Below are 20682 nucleotides of genomic sequence, written 5' to 3'. Positions count from 1 at the left end.
ATGCGCATCGCTACCTGGAACATCAACTCCGTCCGCACCCGCGCCCAGCGCGCGGTGGACTTGCTGGCCAAACACGACATCGACGTGCTCTGCCTGCAAGAAACCAAGGTGGCGGATGCGAAGTTCCCCCGCGAGCCTTTCGAGGAGGCCGGCTACCACGTCACCTGCCACGGCCTGAACCAGTGGAATGGCGTGGCCATCCTATCCAAGGAAGAACCGGAGGAGGTCCAGACCTTCTTCCCTGCTCAGCCGGGTTTCCACAAGGACCCCGCCAAGGAGCAAAAGCGCGAGGCCCGGGCGGTCTCAGCCCGCATCCGCGGGATTGAGATCTGGTCCCTCTATGTTCCCAACGGGCGCGAGATTACGGACCGGCACTTCGATTACAAGCTGGACTTTCTCTACTCCTTGGCGCGCTATGTGGAAACCCGCGCGCAATCGAAACTACTGCTCACGGGCGATTTCAACATCGCTCCGCGGGATGAGGATGTCTGGGACATCTCTCTTTTCCGCGGCAAGACGCACGTCACCGAGCCCGAGCGCGCGGCTTTCCAGATGCTTCAGGAGGCCGGGCTGCAGGAGGTCACGCGCCGTTTCACCGAAGAGGAGCGCTGGACTTACTTTGATTACAAGTCCCTGCGCTTCCAGAAGAACGAGGGCATGCGCATCGACTTCCAGCTAGCCAGCGAGCCACTAGCGCGCCTCGTCCAGGGCGCCCAGGTGGACATGGTGGAGCGCGCCGGTGACAAGACTTCCGACCACGTGCCGCTGATCGCAGATTTCGATGTCCCCGATTTCGCGTCGGTGCGCTAGCCTGCCATGAACGTGAACGTCGATCTCTCCGTCTGGCAGCTCGTGCTGCTGGTTATTGACTACGGCATCAAGATCATCGCCATCGGCGTGGTCCCCGAGGGCCGCCGCCCCTCCAGCTCTACCGCCTGGCTGCTGGCCATTCTTGTACTTCCCATCGTGGGGCTGCCGCTGTTCTTGCTCATGGGTTCGCCCTACATCAACCGCCGCCGCCACCGCATCCAGCAAGAAGCCAATGCGCTGCTAAACGACGTCACCGCCTCCACCCCCAACCATCCCTCCGGCCGGCTTTCCCCGGAGGTGGAATCCCTCATCCAGCTCAACCGCAACCTCACCGGGCACCCGGCCCTCATCGGGCACAACAAGGGCCTCCACGCCTCCTATGAGGAGGCCATCTTGGCCATGGCGCGGGCCGTGGACCGGGCTGAGAAATACGTGCTCATTGAGATCTACATCCAGTCCTGGGATGAGGTGACCGATGTTTTCTTCCAGTCCCTGGCGCGCGCCCGCGAGCGCGGCGTAGAGGTAAAATTGCTGCTGGACCAGATCGGCAGCCTGAAATACAAGGGCTACTTCACGCTGGGCAAGCGCCTCACTGACATTGACGTCGACTGGCGGCTCATGCTTCCGCTGCAGCTGCATAAGGGACGTTTCCGCCGCCCGGACCTGCGCAATCACCGCAAGATCGTGGTCATCGATGGCCACACGGGCTTCTTGGGCTCGATGAACATGATCAAGCGCGAGTACAAGACCAAGGACCGCGCATGGATCGACTACATGGTCGAGATGACCGGACCGGTCGTCACCTCGCTCGCCGCGGTGTTCGCGGTGGATTGGTATCTGGAATCAGAGGAGCAGCTGTCCTTGGACATGCAGCCCTATGACGACGCCATGACGGCCGATTCCAACCACTTGCAGCTCGTTCCTTCAGGCCCCGGCTACACCACGGAACCCAACCTGCGCATGTTCAACTCCGTGGTGCACCACGCAAAGGAAAAGCTCATCCTCTGCTCGCCCTACTTCATCCCGGATGAGTCCCTCTTGGAGGCGGTGACCACCGCCTGCTACCGCGACGTCGAGGTGGAGCTCCTGGTATCCGCGAAGGCGGACCAGTTCATGGTGCACCACGCGCAGTCCTCCTACTACCAGGCACTCTTGGAGGCGGGAGTGCGGATCTTCCAATTCCCCGAGCCCTTCGTGCTGCACTCCAAGTTCATCCTGGCGGACCCGGGCCTGCCGGAGCGCGAACCGCTGTGTATGTTCGGGTCTTCCAACATGGATATGCGTTCCTTCGGCCTCAACTATGAATCGACCATGCTGGTGGCCAAGGGCGACCTCATCGAGGATTTCACCCAGCTGGCCACCAACTACAAGAAGGTCTGCCACGAGCTCACCCTCGAAGAGTGGAACGAGCGCGGCGTGCTGCGCCGCTACGTGGACAACGTCATGCGCCTGACTTCAGCGCTGCAGTAGGAGCACGCCCGCGAGCTCGATGTGCCTCGCCCTTGATTGGGCATGACCTATCCAGAATATGCACCCAGCGCCGCATCGTACGTCCACACTTCTGCGGTAATTCCGGTGGCGCGCTTATACAGCTCGCGCTCAGTCAGAATACAAAGGTCGCCGCCACCAACCTGCTGAGTCATCATATCCACCATTGATAGACCCGCACGGTGCCTTGAGACGAGCTCGGTGATGAACTCCTTGTTCCACTGAAAGTCATGCAGGATCCATGGGGCTTGTTGATGGGCGGTCAGCTCTAGCATCTGGGAAAATTTTTCCGCAATATTGCGCCTCACGTCGCCCTGCGGAAGCTGCGCAATGTGATTTCCGGTTTCAATCACCGCGGTAATCGGCAGGATGAACTTCGCGTTCTCACTTTGGCGTTCCGCAAAATCGATTTTGGCTTGTTCTTTAGCTTGGCATTTGTGAGGAATCGCAAGCAGGTTATCCAGCACAGAGGTATCGATGAAGTAAACGCGCATCAGCCGATCCCAAAAAGCCGATTCATGTTCTCGAAACTAATCTGCGTTTCGGTGTCATCGACTAATTCACCAGCGGTGACCGCAGCACCCAAGCTGTGCTTGGAAATGGATTCCACGAAATCCGGTAACTCCACCAAAGGCGAGAGCTCGCTTTGCCCGGTTCTGCTATCCCGGTAGCACACTGCTACCTGACTATTCTTCTCCCCAGAAATTTGGTCCAAGATGGCAGGACTGTGGGTCGTGACAAGAACCTGCGAATCATGTTTGCGTGCGGATTCGCTAAGCATCTGCATAACTCTTTGCGCCTGCGAAGGGTGGAGCCCGTTTTCCATTTCTTCGACGACAATTTGAGCTACTGGGTTCTCTACGTCATCACCAAGTTCAAGTGGCTGTTCGATATCCAAGTCCTTGGGCGCAGTTTTAAGCGCCGTTGCAATTGCGAGGAATCGGAGGAGGCCATCGCTCATTTCACGAGCAGGCGTTCTTTCTTGCTTTCCATCTTCGAAGTGTTCCACGAGGGTCAGCATGACTTCGTCCAACGGGGAGTCAATAAAGTCCAGTGTGGAATCCACTCCAGTCACGTGAGCGGCCAGCTGCCCTAGCTCTTGGAAAGTCTTGGGGGAATCCTTGTGCAACTGCCACAGCACCGCCGAGAGGTTCTCACCGCTACGCTTCAGCTGCGTGCTCTTCCTTGGAACGTAATCCCGCATAAGGCTGGGGACTGGATCGAGGTGAAACACTGATCGAAGCGCCATGGACACAATCGACGCCCCTTTCAACACTGAATTCTCTGCACGGTTCTTTCCCGCAAGCACCGCCTTAATCTGTCCCAAAATAAGGCGAGAGTCACGCAAGAGTGTGGTGGGGTTTGCCCCACGCTTTCCGCTAAAAATTAACGTGTAGATCCCAGCTCGGTTGTCTGCTGCCGGCTGGGTCTTAAACAACTCTGCATCGCTAGTGCGGGTGCCGCTCTTTACGGAATATCCGGTACCCACGAGGCTTTCTTTGACAACACGCAACTCCGGATATACCTGAACCTCGACGTCATAGCGGTACGTATCTGTCCCAGATTCAACAGTACAGCCCAGTTCAAAGCTCTCGGTACCATGCGGGGCGCAACCACGAGAGCCACCTCGGATTGGGCCGGTTTGGGTCATGCGCCCATCAAGTGCGTCTCCTAGTTCTGCCCCCGATGCCAAGCGGGACAAAACCTCCAGCCCATCCAAAGCATTCGACTTTCCAGAACTGTTTAAGCCAGTCAGAAAGGTGACTGGATGCAGAGTCAATACAGCATCATGGAAAGACTTGAAATTGCTCAGGCGAAGCTCGGCGAGACGTGGGGTAGCCATGCGGCCAATAATACGCATTGACGCTCTATGCGTTGTGCACATCTGGTGAACTTCACGCGGCGCCGCGGGCAAGCCGCGTGGACGCCACAAGGCCGCACAGCGAGATGAAGCTGCAGCACACCATGCCGATGGCCATGGTCAGCGCGGCGTTCGAGCCCCAGCCCATGAGCGGGCTGATAACGCTGGCCAGCATGGACTGGCCAAAGCCCATGATGGCGGACACGCTTCCTGCGCGCGGGCGCATCAAACCCGTGGCCAATGCCGTGGCATTGCCCATGATGAAGCCGGTCGGTGCCACACAAGCGAAAAGCACAATGAGGCAGACCCACACCGGAGCGCCGAGCAGCACCGCCAGCAACAAGAGCACCCCGCAGACAAAGACGCCGGTCACGCCGGTGCGCAGCATGACCGCCGGGGAGACCGAATCCATCGCGCGCGAGTTAATCAACGTGGCCGCGAAGAGGCCCACGGAGTTGATGCCGAAGACCATCGAATAGCCCAACGGTGAGAATCCCCACTGGTCCTGCACCACAAACGCCGAGGCGGAGATGTAGCAAAACATCGAACAGAAGCCGAAGGCCATGGTCACCAGGTAGCCCCAGACCCGGGCGTTAGTCAGCACCGCCCAGTAATTGCCCGCCACCGTGCGCAGCAGACCATCGCGCGAGCGACCGCCCGCGGTTTCCGGGACGATAGCGATGGCCAGCACCAACTGCACCGCATGCAGCCCCGCCAGCACCCAGAAGATGCCGCGCCAGCCCAGCGGCTCCGCCAGGATGCCGCCCAGTACTGGGGCTACCGCCGGGGCGATACCTTGGAGCGCCATGAGCAGCGAATAGGCTTTCGCCGCCGCGGCACCATGCACGAGGTCCGGGACCACCGCGCGGGAGAGCACCACGCATGCACCGCCGCCGAGACCCTGCAGCACGCGGGCCACGACGAGCACCGAGGCGGTCGGGGCCATCGCCGCCAATACGGAAGCCAGCAGAGCGAGAAAGGCGCCGGCGACAAGGAGGCGCTTGCGCCCGATGGCATCAGACAGCGGGCCCATGACGAGCTGGCCGACGCCCATGCCGACGAAGAAGCCCGAGATGGTCAGCTGCACCATGGCCCGGGTGGTGCCCAGATCGGAGACGATCTCCGGCATCACCGGCAAGTACATATCAGTAGCGAAAGGCGCTGTTGCGGACAACAGCGCCAACGTCGCCAGAAGCGGAAAAGGGATCACGCGTCGCGCTGCTCCAGCACGAGAACGCCCAGGATCCACAGCACACCGGCCCACCCGAAGAAGACGAGGGCCTCGAATCCAATCGAGCTCCACGGGGCGTTCTCATCCACGTAGTCCAACGCCCAGTTCTGGAAAGCAGTAAACGGCATGAAGTGGATGACCTTGTCTCCCACCACCGGGAGCAGGCGCACCAAGTTTTCCAGACCCATGTACAAGATGAGGGAAATCGCCACCGTGCCGGCGGTCTGCCGCAGCAGCAGACCCAGACCCTGCACGAAGAGCACCGCGCCAAAGGCCGCGATGGGGAAGGCCCACAGCATGTGCTTGCCGTCGTCGCTGGAGAAAGGCTGGAAGGCCTCCGCCGCGGATTCGTTTGCCGTGAGATCCGCCAACACGAAGATGTACACCAAGCCTAAGAAGGCAATGACAGCCGCAATCAAGCCATACACCACAAGCTTGGCGCAGGCTACGCTCCAGCGATTCGGGTTGGCCAAGAACGTGAGGGATTGCGTCTTGTAGCGGTACTCCGTGGTCACCATCATCGCGCCCTGGATCATCATGATCGGCACGCCCATGAGCAGGAGAATGGAGGCCAAGCTCCGCGGCTGCAGCGGGCTAATGCCCAGCACCGCCTCCCCCACGTTGAGCGAGTTCAGCAGCGTCCAGCCGGTCACGATGAGGAAGATGAGCGCCGTGGTCCACCAGAAGGACTTCGTCGTGCGCAGCTTCGTCCACTCCGCGTGAACAGTGTTGAAAAACATTAGAACTGGGCCCCTTTCTGCGGTGCCTCCGCTTGGTACTGCACCGCGCGATCCGTCATGGCCACATAAGCCTCCTCCAGTGAGGCGCGGTGGAGGGTCAATTCCGTTAGCGGCACGCCCGTGGAATAGGCCAGCTTGCCCACGTAGTCTGTGGTCTGGTGAGGGATCACCAGCGTCGGGCGCTGTTCTTCATCGACCGACTCGCGGAAGGTCACTCCAGCCTCCCTGAGCGCCGAGCCGAACTCGCGCAGGTGCTCCGAACGCACCACAACCGAAGCACTGGAGTTTTCCTTCACAAAGTCATAGGTGCGCTGATTGGCCAAGAGCCTGCCGCGGCCAATGACCACCAAGTGGTCCGCCGTCTGCGCCATCTCCGCCAGCAGGTGGGAGGAGATGAGCACCGTGCGGCCTTCTGCCGCCAGCGCCCGCACGAGCGAGCGCACCCAGCGAATACCTTCCGGATCGAGGCCATTGACCGGCTCGTCCAGGATCAGCACGCCCGGATCCCCCAGCAGTGCGGCAGCCAGGCCGAGGCGCTGGCCCATACCGAGGGAGAAGCCGCCGGCCTTCTTGCCAGCAACATCAGCCAGCCCCACTAGGCCCAGAACCTCATCGACGCGGGAGGTAGGGATACCGTTGGCCTGCGCCATCCACAGCAGGTGGTTGGCGGCGGTGCGGTTGGCGTGGACCGCTTTGGCGTCGAGAAGCGCGCCCACCTCGCGCAGCGGGTTCTTCAGCTCGCGGTAGGGCTTGCCGTGCACCAGGGCGGTGCCAGCGGTGGGCTTGTCCAAGCCCAGGATCATGCGCATCGTCGTTGATTTTCCAGCGCCGTTGGGCCCCAGAAAGCCGGTCACTTGGCCCGGCTCTACTTGAAAGGTGAGGTCATCGACGGCGCGGACAGACTTGTACTGTTTGGTCAGTCCGGCTACTTCAATCATGCTCTACAGAGTGCCACAGGTTCCTGCCCGCCGCCTGTATCAGCTCCTATATCAGCTGGTGAGTTCCTCCCAGCGTCCCAGCAGCCCCGGTAGCGCCTCCCGGAAGGGCTTCAAGAGCTCCAACTCTTCTACCTGGCCAAACGGCACCCAGCGCAGCTCGGCGGATTCCTCGTTGGCAGTCGTGGCCAAGCGCTGCCCCGAAACCGTCCGGGCCAACACCGTGGTATAGGTCCAGCCTTCCGAAAAAGGCCCGGCAGTGACGACGGCATCCAGCACCTCGACGTCTGCCGGCGAGATTCCGGTTTCCTCCTCCGTCTCCCGCAGCGCGGCCTGCTCCGGCGACTCCGGCTTATCCCGCGCCCCGCCCGGGATTCCCCAGGTCCCGCCGTTATTCGTCCACGTCGCGCGATGCTGGAGCAGTACCTCATCCCCCGCCACGAGGAAGAGACCAGCTGCTCCAAACTTGCCCCACACCGGCACCCCGCCCGGGCCCTTCGACCAGCCATCACCGGAAAGTTCTGGGTTAACGCGTGCACACATGCCTTACACGATACGCGACAAACTCCCCGCGCCAACGCCCCCGAAATCATCGCGCGAGGCGCACGAGAGCGCTATCCTAAGGGAATGACCGGCCCGGCCACCGAACTGCGCGAGCACTCCCCCGAATCATGGGGCGATCATTGGCTCGATGACGTCACCGAGCCCTCCGCGCCGGTTTTTAGCCGCCCCACGCAGCTGGCGATGAGCTCCTTCGCCGGCCCCGCGCGCGTCATCCGGCGCCTCTATAGCTTCGCCATCACCACTCCCGGCAAGCTGTTTACGGTTACCTTAATTCTCACCGTAGCGCTCGCAGCAGCCGGCTTTTCCATGTCCTCCTCCTCGGCCGCGCGCCACGATGATCTGGACACACTACTGGCCTCCACCGAGCCGATGTCCAACGCGGCGCACCACCTCTACACCAACCTGTCTTTGGCCGATACCGTCGCTACCACCGGCTTCGTCCAGGCAGGCGTGGAGCCGGAGGATAACCGCGACCGCTATAACGAGGCCATCGACGCCGCCTCCGTCGCCGCCACGCAGGCCATCGTCGGCACCTCCGCCGAGGATGAACGCGTGCGCGAGCTTGTCACGTTTATCCAGCGCAAGCTGCCGGTCTACACCGCCCTGGTGGAAAAGGCCCGCGTCAATCACCGTGCCGGCCACGCCGTGGCGAACTCCTACATGTCCAATGCCTCGGCGCTCATGCGCACCCAGATTCTTCCCGCCGCCGCGGAGCTGTTCACGCTGACCTCGGAGAAGGTGACCCAGCAACAGCAACGCCTAACCCGCCCGCAGTGGGTGCCGCTTTCGGGCCTGGTCGCGGCGATCATTTTCCTCGGCTTGGCGCAGTGGTGGCTGTGGCGGCTGACTCGCCGCCGCTTCAACCGCGGTTTCGTGGTGGCCACGGGACTGTTGTTCCTGGCACTGGTGTGGGCCGCTGGCTCCAACTTCGCCACGTGGGCGTCCGGCCACCAAGGCTTCGAGACGGTCTCGCGCCCCTGGGACTCGCTGACTGCCTCGCGCATTGAGGCCCAGCAGATGCGCACCTCCGAGACCCTGGCGCTGGTCCTGCGCTCCTCCCAACAGGACATGTCCGTGCACTTTAACTCCACGGTGTACTCGGTGGACCGGGCCCTGCGGGACTATGAGCAGGCGCTTGACGACGACGACTTCCCCTCCTCCGATCCTTCCTTGATTCCTCGTGCCAAGGAGGCCTTGGAGGATTGGGAAACCACCCACGATGCTTTCATGGAGGATCTCTCCATGGGCCACTACGATGCCGCGCTCTACCAAGCCACCGCCATCGATCCGGATGGTGACCCGACCGCCGCCAGCGCCTTCAATGCCGTGGATAACTCCCTGGCCGCGCTCATCGACCAAGCCCGCGACGCCATGCGCACCTACCTGGTTCAGGGTCTCAATGCCATGACCATGGTGTCTACCGGCGTCCTCCTAGCCACGTTCGGCGCGATTATCGCCGTGTGGCTGGGTATCCGCCCCCGCCTGCAGGAGTACCTGTGATGCGCCGCCGAACCGACCACCGCCAGCACGCCACTGCGGCCGTGCTGCTGCTCAGCGCCGCCGTGGCGCTGAGCGCCTGCGAGCCGGAGCCGCCCAGCACGCCGGATCCGATCCTGCCCTCCAGCGCGGATCTCAACTCCACCCCGGGGCCGCCGCTGCCGGAGGACGCCATCATCGAACCCGCCGGCACGGGAGAGGTGTCCAAGCAAAGCACCGCGGACGTTTACGGCTCCTACCGCCCGGACGATAAGAAGCCGGAGGAGCGCGTGCCCAACATCCTGGCGCGCGGCCGGCTCATCGTGGGCGTGGACCGCTCCAATAACCTGCTCAGCTACCGCGATACCGCCAGCGGCGAGGTCCGCGGATTCGAGGTCGATATCGCCCGCGAAATCGCCCGCGATATCTTCGGGGATCCCAACAAGGTGGACTTCCGCTTCGTGGAGGCCTCCGACCGCGCGCGTGCACTGAATGACCGCACGGTGGACATGGTCATCCGCACCATGACGATTAGCCCCGAGCGCCAGCGCGAAGTGGCCTTCTCCATTCCGTATATGCAGACGGATGCGCGGTTGCTGGTGCTGAAGAACTCAGGCATCCATTCCATCACGGAGGCCGCCGGGCTAACGTTGTGTGCGGCGAAAGGTTCCACCATGGTGGACGCGATACGCAAGCACTCGCCGTCTTCCGACATTTTGGAGACCCGCGCCTGGGGCGATTGCCTCATGGCGCTGCAGCTGGGCCAGACGGATGGCATCGTCGTGGATGACGCTCTGCTGTCCGGCATGCTGGCGCAGGATAAATACACCGAGATCGTCGGCGATCCCTTGGAAAGCCAGAGCTATGGCGTGGCCGTGCGCAAGCCCGATGCCTCCTATGACTCGCGCCCGCTCATCCGTCAGATCAACTCCACGCTGGAGCGCATCCGCCGCGACGGCACCTGGCAGGAGCTCTTTAATACCTGGCTGGGGAATTACATGGAGCAGCCCGTGCTCCCGGAACCGAAGTACCTCAACGAGACTCCGCCTGCCGAGGAATCACAGCCGAGCTCCGCAGCCAAGGACCAGCCCGGCGAGAAGAAGGAGGGCCAGTAATGTCGCACCGCTTCACCGAGGATGAGCTCGATCACCTCACGCCCGAAGAGCACGAGGACGCTCAGCACGACGCCGCCACGACCGCTAACCACCCCGCCGCCCACGACGTCACTAACGACGCCGCCACCGACGCCACTAACGACGCCACCCAAGCCGTGCGCTTCGATCCCTTCGCGGATGACGATGACGACTATTCGGAGGACCACCACCTCAGCGTCTCCCCAACAGATTCGCACAGCGCGGGAACAACAGCTGCCGGCGCCGCCGACGCCGAAGCCTCCGACCGCACCGCCGCCGTGCCCTTTGATCCCTTCGCGGACGACGATGACGATGACTACGAGGCCGCCACCGGCGCCCGCCTCTCCCCCGCGAATCGCGTGGGCACGAGCGGCACGGCGACGGGCCAACCCGACGATGGCGAATACGTCGACTCGGACAATATCGCCGCGCTCATCGAGGAGCTGGGGCAGCTGCGTGACCGCCGCAAAGCAGAGGACCCCTCGCAAGCCTCGCGGCGCCGCGCGCTCGATACCTTCCGCCAGCGCCGCAGCACCAAGCGCACCGACCGCGAAGTGGCCGATGGCATGGCCACCTTGCCCTTCGTTGTCCCGGGCAACCCGCGCGACGCGCTCATCGATCCCAAGGACGCGCCCCGCGCCGCCCCACCGCAGCTCAAGCCGGGCGACATGGTGGCCGGCCAGTACGAGATCTTGGGCGTGCTCGCGCATGGCGGGCTGGGCTGGATTTACCTGGCCAACGACCACTTCGTCTCCGGGCGCATCGTGGTGCTCAAGGGCATGCAATCCACCAACTCAGCCGAGGAGACAGCCACCGCGGAGGCGGAGCGCGAATTCCTCGCGGATATCACGCACCCGAATATCGTGAAGATTTTCAACTTCATCGATGATCCCCGCGTGCCCGGTGGCTTCATCGTCATGGAGTACGTCGGCGGCCCCTCGCTGAAGCAGCGCCGCAACGACCAAGCCACTGACCGCTTCCCCGTCGACACGGCAATTGCCTATATCCTCGAAATCCTGCCCGCCTTGGATTACCTCCATGCCCGCGGCGTGGTCTACAACGACTTGAAGCCCTCCAACATCATCGTTACCGAGGACCAGGTCAAGCTCATTGATCTGGGCGCGGTCTCCGGCATCGGCGCCTTCGGCCACATCTACGGCACGCAGGGTTTCCAGGCCCCGGAGATCTCCACCCAGGGCCCATCTGTGGCCAGCGATATTTATACCATCGGCCGCACCCTGGCCTGCCTGACGCTGAAGCTGCCGGTGGAGGATGGCGTCTACAAGCCCGGCCTGCCCTCCCCCACGGAGGAGCCGCTGCTGCGCCGCTACCTTTCCTTCTACCGCCTGCTTTTGCGCGCGACTGATCCGGATCCGGAGCGGCGCTTTGCGTCGGTCTCCGAGCTGCGTGACCAGCTCTTCGGCGTCCTGCGCGAGGTCATCGCGCTCCGCGATGGCATCCAGCACCCAGCTCAGCACTCCGTCTTCTCCCCGCAGCGTACGACCTTCGGCACGAAGCACCTGGTCTTCCGCACCGACCAGCTCATCGATGGCATCGACCGCACCGTCCGCATCACAGCCCCCGAGGTGGTCTCAGCGCTGCCCATCCCGCTGGTCGTCCGCTCCGATATCGGCGCCCCGCTGCTGCAAGGTTCCTCCTACACGGAGCCACAGGAAGCGCTGGAAACACTTCGCCAGGCCATGGAGGCGCCGGAGTATGAGGAGTCCGCCGAGATTCCGCTCGGCGTGGTGCGCTCCATGATTGACTTGGGCTACATCGGCCAGGCCCGCGAGTGGCTGAACTCCATCGAAGACCGCCTGGGGAGGGACTGGCGTTTCCACTGGTACTCCGGCGTAACCGAGCTGCTTTTGGATAAGTATCGCGAGGCCCAGGCCCACTTCGCCCACGTCCTCGACGTGCTGCCTGGTGAGGCCGCCCCCAAGCTGGCCATCGGCGCGGTCAATGAGCTCATCTTGCAGCAGCTAGGTTTTTCGGAGGCCGCGCTGATCGACGCCTCCGTTGCCCGCGCCTGCGCCAACCTCACCACCTCGCTCGCGGATCTGCCCAATGACGCTTTTGAGGATCAGCCCGGCATCTGGGACCACGTCACCGATGACCCCGCCCACCTGCGTTTCAACTCGCTGCGCCTCTACGGCATCGTGTGGGCGACGAACCCTACGACTGTCTCCTCCGCCTTCGGCTTGGCCCGCCAGCTGCGCGCCGAGCACCAAGTTGAGCTCGCCGTAGCTACCTTGGATAAGGTCCCCAACGCCTCGCGCCACCACCGCATGGCCCGCTTGACCACGGTTTTGCAGCTCATCGTGCACGATCTCTCCGAGTCCCGCATCCGCCGCGCTGCCCGCCGCTTGGAGGAGATTCCGCAGAACGAGCCGCGCTTCTTGCAGATCAAGATTGCGGTCATCTCCGCCGGGCTGACCTTCCTGCGCGAATCAGACCTCGACGCGGCGGCCTCCCCCAACGATCTCTTCGAGTTCCCCTTCACCCAGCGCGGCCTGCGCTACGGCCTGGCGGATACCCTGCGGGCACTGGCGCGCCAGGCGCCGTTCGCCCGCCACCGCTATGCACTGGTGGACCTAGCCAACAAGGTCCGCCCAGTCACGATGTTCTAGCCGCCAGCGCTACCGGCCGGCGGCATAGCCGACGCTCGGCTTAGTACAGCCCCGCCTCCCGGGCCATGGCGGCAACCTCCGCGGACTTCTGCGCGATGGCCAGCTCCTCGTTCGTCGGAACCACGAAGACTTTGACCTGGGAGTCCGCGGTCGAAATCATGCGCGGCTCCTTGGAGCGCACCAGGTTGGCTTCCTTATCGAAGTCAATGCCGTACATGTCCAGGTTGTACAGCGAATCCTGGCGGACCTCGGTATCGTTCTCACCCACGCCGGCGGTAAACGTAATCGCATCCACACGGCCCAGCGCAATCATGTACGCGCCGATGAAGCGGCGCAGCTGGTGGATGTAGATGTTGTAGGCCAGCCAGGCGTCCTGGTCCTCGTTGTTAATGCGCTCGCGCAGCACGCGGAAATCGTTAACACCCGCAATGCCCTTCACGCCGGAGCGCTTATTAAGCAAGTCATCAATCTCATCGATGGACATGCCCGCCTCACGCGAGAGGTGGAAGATGATTCCCGGGTCAATATCGCCCGATCGCGTGCCCATGGCCAGACCTGCCAGCGGGGTCAGGCCCATCGAGGTATCGATCGGGCGGCCGTTGCGAATCGCCGCCGCCGAAGCACCGTTGCCCAAGTGCAGCGTGATCTGGTGGACGTGCCCCGGGTCCATGTCCAGCAGCTTCGGCACCTGCTGCGAGACGAACTCGTGGGAGGTTCCGTGGAAACCGTAACGGCGGATGTCATACTGCGAGGCCACATCGTTGTTGATGGCGTACAGTGCTGCCGCCGGCGGCATGTGGTTGAAGAAGGCCGTATCGAAGACCGCCACGTGCGGGATGTCCGGCAGCAGCTTGCGCGCCACGCGGATGCCGTCCAGGTTCGCCGGGTTGTGCAGCGGTGCGAGCGGGATGAGGTCCTCGATCATGGACTCAATCTGGTCCACGATGAGCTGCGGCTCGCTGAACAAGCGCCCGCCGTGCACAACGCGGTGGCCCACGGCGATGACCTCGACATCCGTCGGGCCTACGCCGTGCTCGTGCATGATGCCGAAGGCGCGGTCAAGGCCGAAGGAGTGGGTAGGAATCTCCAGCTCTTCCTTGTATTCCTCACCGCCCGTCTTGACGGTCACCGCACCCTGCGGCTCACCGACCTGCTCCACCAAGCCGGAGACCAGCGGGGTATCCGTGGCCGAGCTTTCCGGGTCCACCAGCTGGAATTTAACCGAGGAGGAACCCGAGTTGAGAACGAGTACGTACGCCATCTATTTCACTCCTGCCTGGATAGCGGTAATAGCCACCGTGTTGATGATGTCCGGAACCGTCGCACCACGCGAGAGGTCATTGACCGGCTTGTTCAGGCCCTGCAGAATCGGGCCCACCGCCAGTGCGCCACCGGTGCGCTGCGCCGTCTTATAACCGATGTTGCCGGCCTCCAGATCCGGGAAGACGAAGACCGTGGCCTTACCCGCAACGTCAGAGTCAGGCGCCTTCTTGGCGGCCACGCCGGGGTCGCACGCCGCATCAAACTGCAGCGGACCGTCCACGGCCACGGAGGAATCAATCCCCTTGGCCACCTCGACTGCCTGTGCAACCTTTTCCACGTCCGGGCCCGCGCCCGAGGTGCCCGTGGAGTAGGACAGCAGCGCCACGCGCGGATCCAGGCCGAACTGCGCTGCGGTCTGCGCGGAGACAATAGCGATCTCGCCGAGCTGCTCCGGAGTCGGGTTCGGGTTCACCGCGCAATCGCCGAAGGCCCACAGGCGGCCCGGCATCACCATGAGGAAGATGGAGGAAACCACGGAGGCCTCCGGCTTGGTCTTAATAATCTGGAAGGAAGGCTTAATGGTGTGCGCCGTGGTGTGCGCCGCGCCGGAGACCATGCCATCAGCCAAACCCTTGTGCACCATCATCGTGGCGAAGTAGGACACGTCTTTCATGGTCTCGCGCGCCTGCTCCAGCGTCACGCCCTTCTTCTTGCGCAGCTCCGCGAAGTCCGCGGCGAACTCCTCCACCAGTGGGGATTCCAGGTGGTTGATGATCTCCACACCGGACAGGTCGATCCCGAGCTCCTGGGCGCGCTTCTCGACGTTCCCGTCACCCAGAATCGTCAGCTTCGCCACCTTGCCCTTGATGAGCTCACCCGCAGCCTGAAGGATGCGGTCATCCTCACCCTCCGGCAGCACGATGTGGGCCCCAACCTCGCGGGCCTGGTCCAGCAGCTGCTTCTGGAAGAGCTCGGCGGACATATAGGGCTCGATCTTCTCCAGGGAAGAAATCGCACCGGGAACCGAGGAGACGTCGGTCAACGCGCCGACCACCGTAGCACCCACAGAGCGCGCGTGGCCCAGCGCCAACTCCGCGGCGCGGGCAGGCGCGTTAGAAATCAGCACGAAGGGCAGACCCAGTGCGGCCGCGGCCTTGGCGTCAAAGTCCATGACGCCGGTGCCCTGGAGGACCAGATTGCCCGCGGGGGCATTTTCCAGGACCTCGCTGAGCGTGGTTCCCAGGTCATCTACCTGGGCGAAGGTGGCCCCCAGTTCCTGAGCCACAGCAGCAACGTCCAATCCGTCGAAGCCGCGCCCGATGACGCTAATAAAGGCGGAATTCCGTGAGGACTTGGCGGTCATGAGAAACCTTTCTCTGCTTAGAAAGCGTGTACCCGGGCTCACAAACTGGGCACACAGTGACACTACGACACTTTCACAGTACGGGAACGCACCCCTTCGCGCCGCCAAAGCGAGGCTTCATATCCCCAACGTTGCAGGCCACCAGCGCCTCACACCGCCATAGAGTGCGGTATCCCACAGAAACTTGCCCCTCGTGACCACTTCGGAGTAGGGTCCTAACCAGGATTGTTACTTCGGGCAAGACCTAGGCTCCCCGCTCTTAGCCGTGTGGGGATGGTTCGCTATGGACCATTGTGGCCTAGGTCTTTTGTGGTTTTTAGCCACAGTGCCTGCCTACTCTCGAAAGGATTCTCATGTCGACAGAGACTCGCTCGGCAGCCGAAGCCATCTTGGATGGCATCGGCGGAGCGGAGAACATCACCTCTTTCACGCACTGTGCCACGCGCTTGCGCTTCGAGCTGGCTGATGCCTCCAAAGCCGATAAGGAAGCACTCGAATCTATCCCCAAGGTCATGGGCGCTGTGCCCCAAGGCGGGCGCAACTACCAGGTCGTCATCGGCGGCGACGTGGCCACGGTCTATGACGAGATCAACGCTCTCCCCCAGATGAAGAACGCCGGCGCGTCTACCGGCCGCTCCAATGACGATGTCAAGGCTGCTGCCCGTTCCAAGGCTAAGGGCAAACTGCCGTGGATGGATACCTTCTTCGAGTACCTCTCGGATTCCTTCCGCCCCATCCTGGGCGTGCTGCTGGGCGCCTCCCTGGTTATTGCCTTCGCCGCAGTGCTGGATGCGCTAGGCATCGTCGACTTCCGCGCTGAGGATAAGCCAGCATCCTGGCTTTTCGTCGACGCCATGTGGCGTTCCGTCTTCTTCTTCCTGCCCGTCATGGTGGCCTATAACGCCGGCAAGAAGCTGCGCATCGACCCCTGGGTCCCCGCTGCGGTCATGTTCGCGATGTTCACCCCGGAGTTCACCGGCCTCACCGACAACCCAGCCGTCCAATGCGTGACCAACGAGACGCTGTCTGCCGAGCAGTGCTCCATCGATATCTTCGGCCTGCCAATGCAGCTGCAGGACTACGGCGGAAATGTCTTCGTCCCGCTCATCATGGCCGCCGTCGCAGCGCTCTTCTACAAGGGTTTCCAGAAGCTCATCCCATCCGCGGTCCACATGGTCTTCGTCCCCTTCCTGACCCTGATTTTCCTCATCCCGCTAACGGCCTTCATCATTGGCCCCTTCGGCGTATGGGCCGGTAACGGCATTGGCGCTGGCCTGTCCTGGCTCAATGACAACGCTCCTTTCGTCTTCGCTCTGGCCATCCCGATGCTCTACCCGTTCCTGGTCCCGCTGGGTCTGCACTGGCCGCTCAACGCCCTCATGCTGGTCAACATCCAGACCTTGGGCTATGACTTCATCCAGGGCCCGATGGGCGCATGGAACTTTGCCTGCTTCGGCGCTACCGCCGGTGTGCTGGCCCTGTCCATCCGTGACCGCGACACCGTAATGCGCCAGACCTCCGGCTCTGCACTTCTGGCTGGCCTGCTGGGCGGTATTTCCGAGCCTTCCCTTTACGGTATCCACCTGCGCTACAAGCGCATCTACCCGCGCATGCTGGTGGGCTGCTTCGCCGGTGGCCTGACCGTCGCCCTGCTGACCCTGGGCTCCAACGGTATTACGACGAATGCCTTCGTCTTCACCTCACTGCTGACCATCCCGGTCTTCACCCCGATGGCCAAGTACGCCATTTCCATCGCAGTGGCTTTCTTCGTGGCATTCCTGCTCATCCTTTTCACCGACTACCGCACCCCGGAGGAGCGCGCTGAGGCCAAGGCCGCCCGCGAAGCCGCCGAGAAGGCCGAGCTCGACAACGCCAACAACGCCACGCTTGCCGACGCCCCCGCATCCGCAGGCACCGCTGCTGCCGGCGCCGGCGCTGGCGCTGCCACCGCAACCGCCACCAAGGCAGACGCACCGGCCCAGGCCGCTGAGCCTGCTGCTGGCACCACCACCGACATCGCCTCGCCGGCCGCCGGCAAGGTCGTCCCGATGGCAGAAATCGATGACCCGGTCTTCTCCGCTGGAACGCTCGGCGATGGCGTCGGCATCGTCCCTGAGGGCAACGACGTCTACTCCCCGGTAAGCGGCACGATCGTCAGCGCCATGAAATCCGGCCACGCCTACGGCATCAAGACTGAAGACGGCGTGGAGGTCCTCGTCCACATCGGCATCAACACCGTGAAGATGAAGGGCGAAGGTTTCGCTCCGGCCGTCAAGAAGGGCGACACCGTCAAGCAGGGTGCGCTGCTGGCCACCGTTGACTTCGACAAGGTCAAGGAAGCTGGCTACGACACCACCATCGTCCTGGCCGTAACCAACACCAAGGCGCTGTCCGCCGTCACCCCGGCTGGCCTCAACCACGCCTCCGCCGGCGATACGGTCATCACCACGACCCGCTAAAGCACCCACGAGGGAACCTTTGGCCCCCGTTTAACGCACCCTGACTAAGCTGGCTCGATGTATCCACCATCGTGGCCGGCTTTAGTCGTTTTACCCTCAACCAGAAAGGTGCCTTGTGCAACTGTTGCGAGTGTTCAATAACAACGTCGTGCTCGCACGACGCGGCGCGGAGGACGTCATTGTCACCGGCCGCGGCATCGGCTTCCAGGCAAAGCCGGGCACTGAGGTTGACCCGACCAAGGTGGTGAAGGTCTTCGTTCCTGACTCCGGCCGCGACCCGGATCACCTAGCCGCCATGATCGCCGGCATCCCCGGCGAGTACGTGCAACTGATCATCGACGCCATGCACTCCGTGGACATGTCTGAGGCACTACGCAGCAAGCTCACGCTGGTCGTGGCAATTGCGGACCACATCCACGGCGCGGTCAGCCGCGGCAACACGGTGTCTTATCCCCTCGAGGCTGAGGTCCGCCACCTCTACGCCGAGGACTTTAGCCTCGCGCAGCGGCTCCTCACCGCCATCAACAGTGGCCTACACACACCACTGGCTGCCGACGAAGCCGTGGCCATTACCCTGCATCTGGTCAACGCCGGCTTCGCGGTCGGAGACCTTTCCGGCACCTACCGCATGACGGGGCTGATTCAGCAGATCCTGGCCGTCATCGGCTCCCACAACGGCACGGAACTCAACAGCGAGGACATCTCCGTCGCCCGCTTCATCACGCACCTGCGCTACCTGTTTGTGCGCATGGCGGAGCACCAGCAGCTCGACTCTGACGACCGCCAAGTAGCCACTGCCATCTCCGCGCGCTACCCCGATGCCGTCGAGACCGCCCAGATGGTGGCCAACCTTATTGAGCTGCGCCTCGACAGCGCCCTAACCCCCGATGAGATCTCCTACCTGACGCTGCATATTGCCCGCCTGCAGGAGGCCTCCGCCTAAACAGTCTGCGGCGTAAGCAGTACACCTGCTTAGGCCGCTGCGACGGCTTAAGCCGCCGGTGCCTCAGCACCCTCCTCGACGCCACCATCTACCGGCGCCTCAGCACCCTCCACCGGTGCCACCGGCTCCGCCACGGTGATGATGTTGTCTTCGTAGCCGAGCTGACCACCCACAAACTTGCCGCCACAGGTAATGAGGACCAAGCGGTTGTCTCCCTGCGTGTCATTGACCACGTCCGGGAAACCCGCGCCCTTCTGCAGGCGGTACGGCGCCTCGGTCACGCGGAATCGGCGCTCCTCACCATCGATGAAGACGGTAAATTCCTGGCCCAACTCCATGGTGGTGAACTTCTCTGCGAAGCCCGTGCCCTGACCTTGGTAGTTGATGTGGCCGGTAATAACACTGGAGCCCACCGGACCAGCCTCGCCCGGCACTGCCGACGCGGAGTACCAGCCCAAGCGCTGTACATCGTGCGGGGGAATCAGCATGCCGGTATCAGTGACCTGAATCGGGTCCACGGCCGCGAACTCATCGTTAATGCCTAAGGACATCGCGCCAAAGCCCCGAAACTCACCCGGCGCCGGTTCTACCTCGTGTTCCTGTTCACCCGAGTCATCCACGAAGGGGTCATTGTTCGTTGTCGGCGCTTCAGCTTCAACGCTCTGCGAGGTTGACGTCTGTTCCTCAGCCGCATTCGTCTCCGCGGAATCGTCCTCACTGCGGCCCGCATAGAGCACTAGCTGTACAACAACCAAGATAATCGCGATGAGCGCTGCAATACCGATGAGCAGCTTCTTGTTGCTCTTCTTCTCATCGCCTACCGGCTGCGCTTCGCTGGCGGGGTGTTCAGGTGCAGAGGACTCACCGGGATACTCCGGGATACCGTTCTTTTCGCCATCATCAGTCATTTTCTATTCCTCGCTCCTAGCTTCTACGTTCTAACTTCTGAGATTTAGCTTATAAAAATATTGGCTCTAGTTATTCGTTCTAAACAATAGACTAAAAATCAGACGACGAATCCCCTCCAGCGTTTATGCCCTGGAGGGGATTGTCCTCATTGTTCTCTGCCCCTACCAACCCCAACCCGTGAGGGCTGGGATGGTGTTGCGGTCTGGACTACTTGATGAAGTCCTTCATGCCCGGGTCAAGCTTCGTCGCACCGGAAGGTACGTGCTTGATCTCCACGCGCTCTGCATTGGACGGCAGCGGCTGACCGGAGTCCTCCGGCGGAGTTGCGTCCAGGACAGTGACCTCGCGGTCATCGCGGCCGGTGTTGTCACCGGTCTCATCGGTCGGCTCACCATGGTTGTTGCCACGGCCGCCCTCCTCGGTGACCTCAGCGTTGTGGTCGCCATCGTGGCCACCATCATGTCCACCGTCACCGCCATTGCCACCATCGATGATGAGCTTGATGAGGCCCAGACCCGGGATGAGCAGCAGCCACCACGGCAGATCGGACTTCTTCGAGCCGCCATTGTTGTCGTCCTTATCTTTACCGTCGCCGTCATCCGGAGTCTCCGTCGGCTCGGTCGGCTCGGTTGGTTCGGTCGGCTTGGTCGGCTCGGTCGGCTTGGTCGGCTCGGTTGGCTCGGTCGGCTCGGTCGGCTTGGTCGGCTCGGTCGGCTCGGTCGGCTCGGTCGGCTCGGTCGGCTCCGTCGGCTCAGTCGGCTCCGTCGGCTCCGTCGGCTCGGTCGGCCCAGTTGGCTCCGTCGGCTCAGTTGGCTCAGTCGGCTCAGTTGGCTCCGTCGGCTCGGTTGGCTCAGTCGGCTCCGTCGGCTCGGTCGGC

Annotated in this window: 16 protein-coding genes and 1 pseudogene; 7 read left to right on the top strand and 10 right to left on the bottom strand. The window is 62.7% G+C overall.

Annotated elements, in window-relative coordinates; all coding sequences use genetic code 11:
* A complete protein-coding gene (locus HMPREF3009_RS03400) occupies positions 1-810 on the top strand; it encodes an exodeoxyribonuclease III (RefSeq protein ID WP_070511166.1) in 810 nt (269 codons plus the stop codon).
* A gap of 6 nt (positions 811-816) precedes the next feature.
* Complete coding sequence (locus tag HMPREF3009_RS03395) at positions 817-2280, top strand: phospholipase D-like domain-containing protein (RefSeq protein WP_070516166.1); 1464 nt, start codon at positions 817-819, stop codon at positions 2278-2280.
* A gap of 47 nt (positions 2281-2327) precedes the next feature.
* On the opposite strand, the gene HMPREF3009_RS03390 is transcribed toward HMPREF3009_RS03395, so the two are convergent.
* Genes HMPREF3009_RS03390 through HMPREF3009_RS03365 form a run of 6 tightly spaced genes read right to left on the bottom strand, consistent with a single transcriptional unit; the run spans position 2328 to position 7608 of the window.
* Positions 2328-2792 (bottom strand): hypothetical protein, encoded by a 465-nt coding sequence (locus HMPREF3009_RS03390; RefSeq protein ID WP_070511170.1) that lies wholly within the window; start codon positions 2790-2792, stop codon positions 2328-2330.
* Entirely contained in the window at positions 2792-4141 is a 1350-nt protein-coding gene (locus HMPREF3009_RS03385; RefSeq protein WP_070680181.1) for an AAA family ATPase, read from the bottom strand. Before HMPREF3009_RS03385 ends, HMPREF3009_RS03390 begins: the two co-directional genes overlap by 1 nt.
* A 52-nt stretch (positions 4142-4193) precedes the next feature.
* A complete protein-coding gene (locus HMPREF3009_RS03380) occupies positions 4194-5369 on the bottom strand; it encodes a multidrug effflux MFS transporter (protein ID WP_070680029.1) in 1176 nt (391 codons plus the stop codon).
* A complete protein-coding gene (locus tag HMPREF3009_RS03375) occupies positions 5366-6130 on the bottom strand; it encodes an ABC transporter permease (RefSeq protein ID WP_070680026.1) in 765 nt (254 codons plus the stop codon). The genes HMPREF3009_RS03380 and HMPREF3009_RS03375 overlap by 4 nt, the downstream gene beginning before the upstream one ends.
* Positions 6130-7068, bottom strand: coding sequence for an ABC transporter ATP-binding protein (locus tag HMPREF3009_RS03370; RefSeq protein ID WP_070680023.1), 939 nt, complete (start codon positions 7066-7068; stop codon positions 6130-6132). Before HMPREF3009_RS03370 ends, HMPREF3009_RS03375 begins: the two co-directional genes overlap by 1 nt.
* Before the next feature lie 51 nt (positions 7069-7119).
* The gene (locus HMPREF3009_RS03365; protein ID WP_070516156.1) at positions 7120-7608 is read right to left on the bottom strand and encodes an NUDIX domain-containing protein; all 489 of its coding nucleotides are present in this window, start codon (positions 7606-7608) and stop codon (positions 7120-7122) included.
* Positions 7609-7692: 84 nt separating this feature from the next.
* Here HMPREF3009_RS03365 and HMPREF3009_RS03360 point away from each other — a divergent pair, with 84 nt between their 5' ends.
* The 3 genes from HMPREF3009_RS03360 to HMPREF3009_RS03350 are packed head-to-tail and all read left to right on the top strand — an operon-like array spanning position 7693 to position 12868.
* Complete coding sequence (locus tag HMPREF3009_RS03360; protein ID WP_070680020.1) at positions 7693-9129, top strand: hypothetical protein; 1437 nt, start codon at positions 7693-7695, stop codon at positions 9127-9129.
* Positions 9129-10220, top strand: coding sequence for a glutamate ABC transporter substrate-binding protein (locus HMPREF3009_RS03355; protein WP_070680018.1), 1092 nt, complete (start codon positions 9129-9131; stop codon positions 10218-10220). The genes HMPREF3009_RS03360 and HMPREF3009_RS03355 overlap by 1 nt, the downstream gene beginning before the upstream one ends.
* Positions 10220-12868 carry a serine/threonine protein kinase gene (locus HMPREF3009_RS03350; protein ID WP_070680015.1) on the top strand — a complete coding sequence of 883 codons (2649 nt, stop codon included), beginning with the start codon at positions 10220-10222 and terminating at the stop codon, positions 12866-12868. The genes HMPREF3009_RS03355 and HMPREF3009_RS03350 overlap by 1 nt, the downstream gene beginning before the upstream one ends.
* Before the next feature lie 40 nt (positions 12869-12908).
* Here the strand turns inward: HMPREF3009_RS03350 and HMPREF3009_RS03345 are convergent, their stop codons facing one another.
* Together HMPREF3009_RS03345 and pta are read right to left on the bottom strand one after the other, a co-directional pair.
* The gene (locus HMPREF3009_RS03345) at positions 12909-14129 is read right to left on the bottom strand and encodes an acetate kinase (RefSeq protein WP_070680012.1); all 1221 of its coding nucleotides are present in this window, start codon (positions 14127-14129) and stop codon (positions 12909-12911) included.
* On the bottom strand, positions 14130-15494 hold the full coding sequence (pta, locus tag HMPREF3009_RS03340; RefSeq protein WP_070680007.1) for a phosphate acetyltransferase: 1365 nt from the start codon (positions 15492-15494) through the stop codon (positions 14130-14132).
* Between the two features lie 353 nt (positions 15495-15847).
* Between pta and HMPREF3009_RS03335 the strand changes: the two genes are divergently transcribed.
* A complete protein-coding gene (locus tag HMPREF3009_RS03335) occupies positions 15848-17953 on the top strand; it encodes a glucose PTS transporter subunit IIA (protein ID WP_070680004.1) in 2106 nt (701 codons plus the stop codon).
* 115 nt (positions 17954-18068) lie between these two features.
* Positions 18069-18896 carry a PRD domain-containing protein gene (locus HMPREF3009_RS03330; protein WP_070511192.1) on the top strand — a complete coding sequence of 276 codons (828 nt, stop codon included), beginning with the start codon at positions 18069-18071 and terminating at the stop codon, positions 18894-18896.
* Between the two features lie 47 nt (positions 18897-18943).
* Here HMPREF3009_RS03330 and HMPREF3009_RS03325 read toward each other — a convergent pair whose 3' ends face one another.
* Positions 18944-19804 (bottom strand): class F sortase, encoded by an 861-nt coding sequence (locus tag HMPREF3009_RS03325; protein ID WP_070546221.1) that lies wholly within the window; start codon positions 19802-19804, stop codon positions 18944-18946.
* A 208-nt stretch (positions 19805-20012) separates the two neighbouring features.
* Positions 20013-20682: pseudogene (locus HMPREF3009_RS13675) on the bottom strand (hypothetical protein); the annotation flags it as partial.

It is taken from the genome of Corynebacterium sp. HMSC034H07 (assembly GCF_001815175.1).
Taxonomy (GTDB): Bacteria; Actinomycetota; Actinomycetes; order Mycobacteriales; family Mycobacteriaceae; genus Corynebacterium; species Corynebacterium hiratae.
Note: the sequence above shows the minus strand (reverse complement) of the source record. Positions and strands in the feature narration are given on the sequence as shown.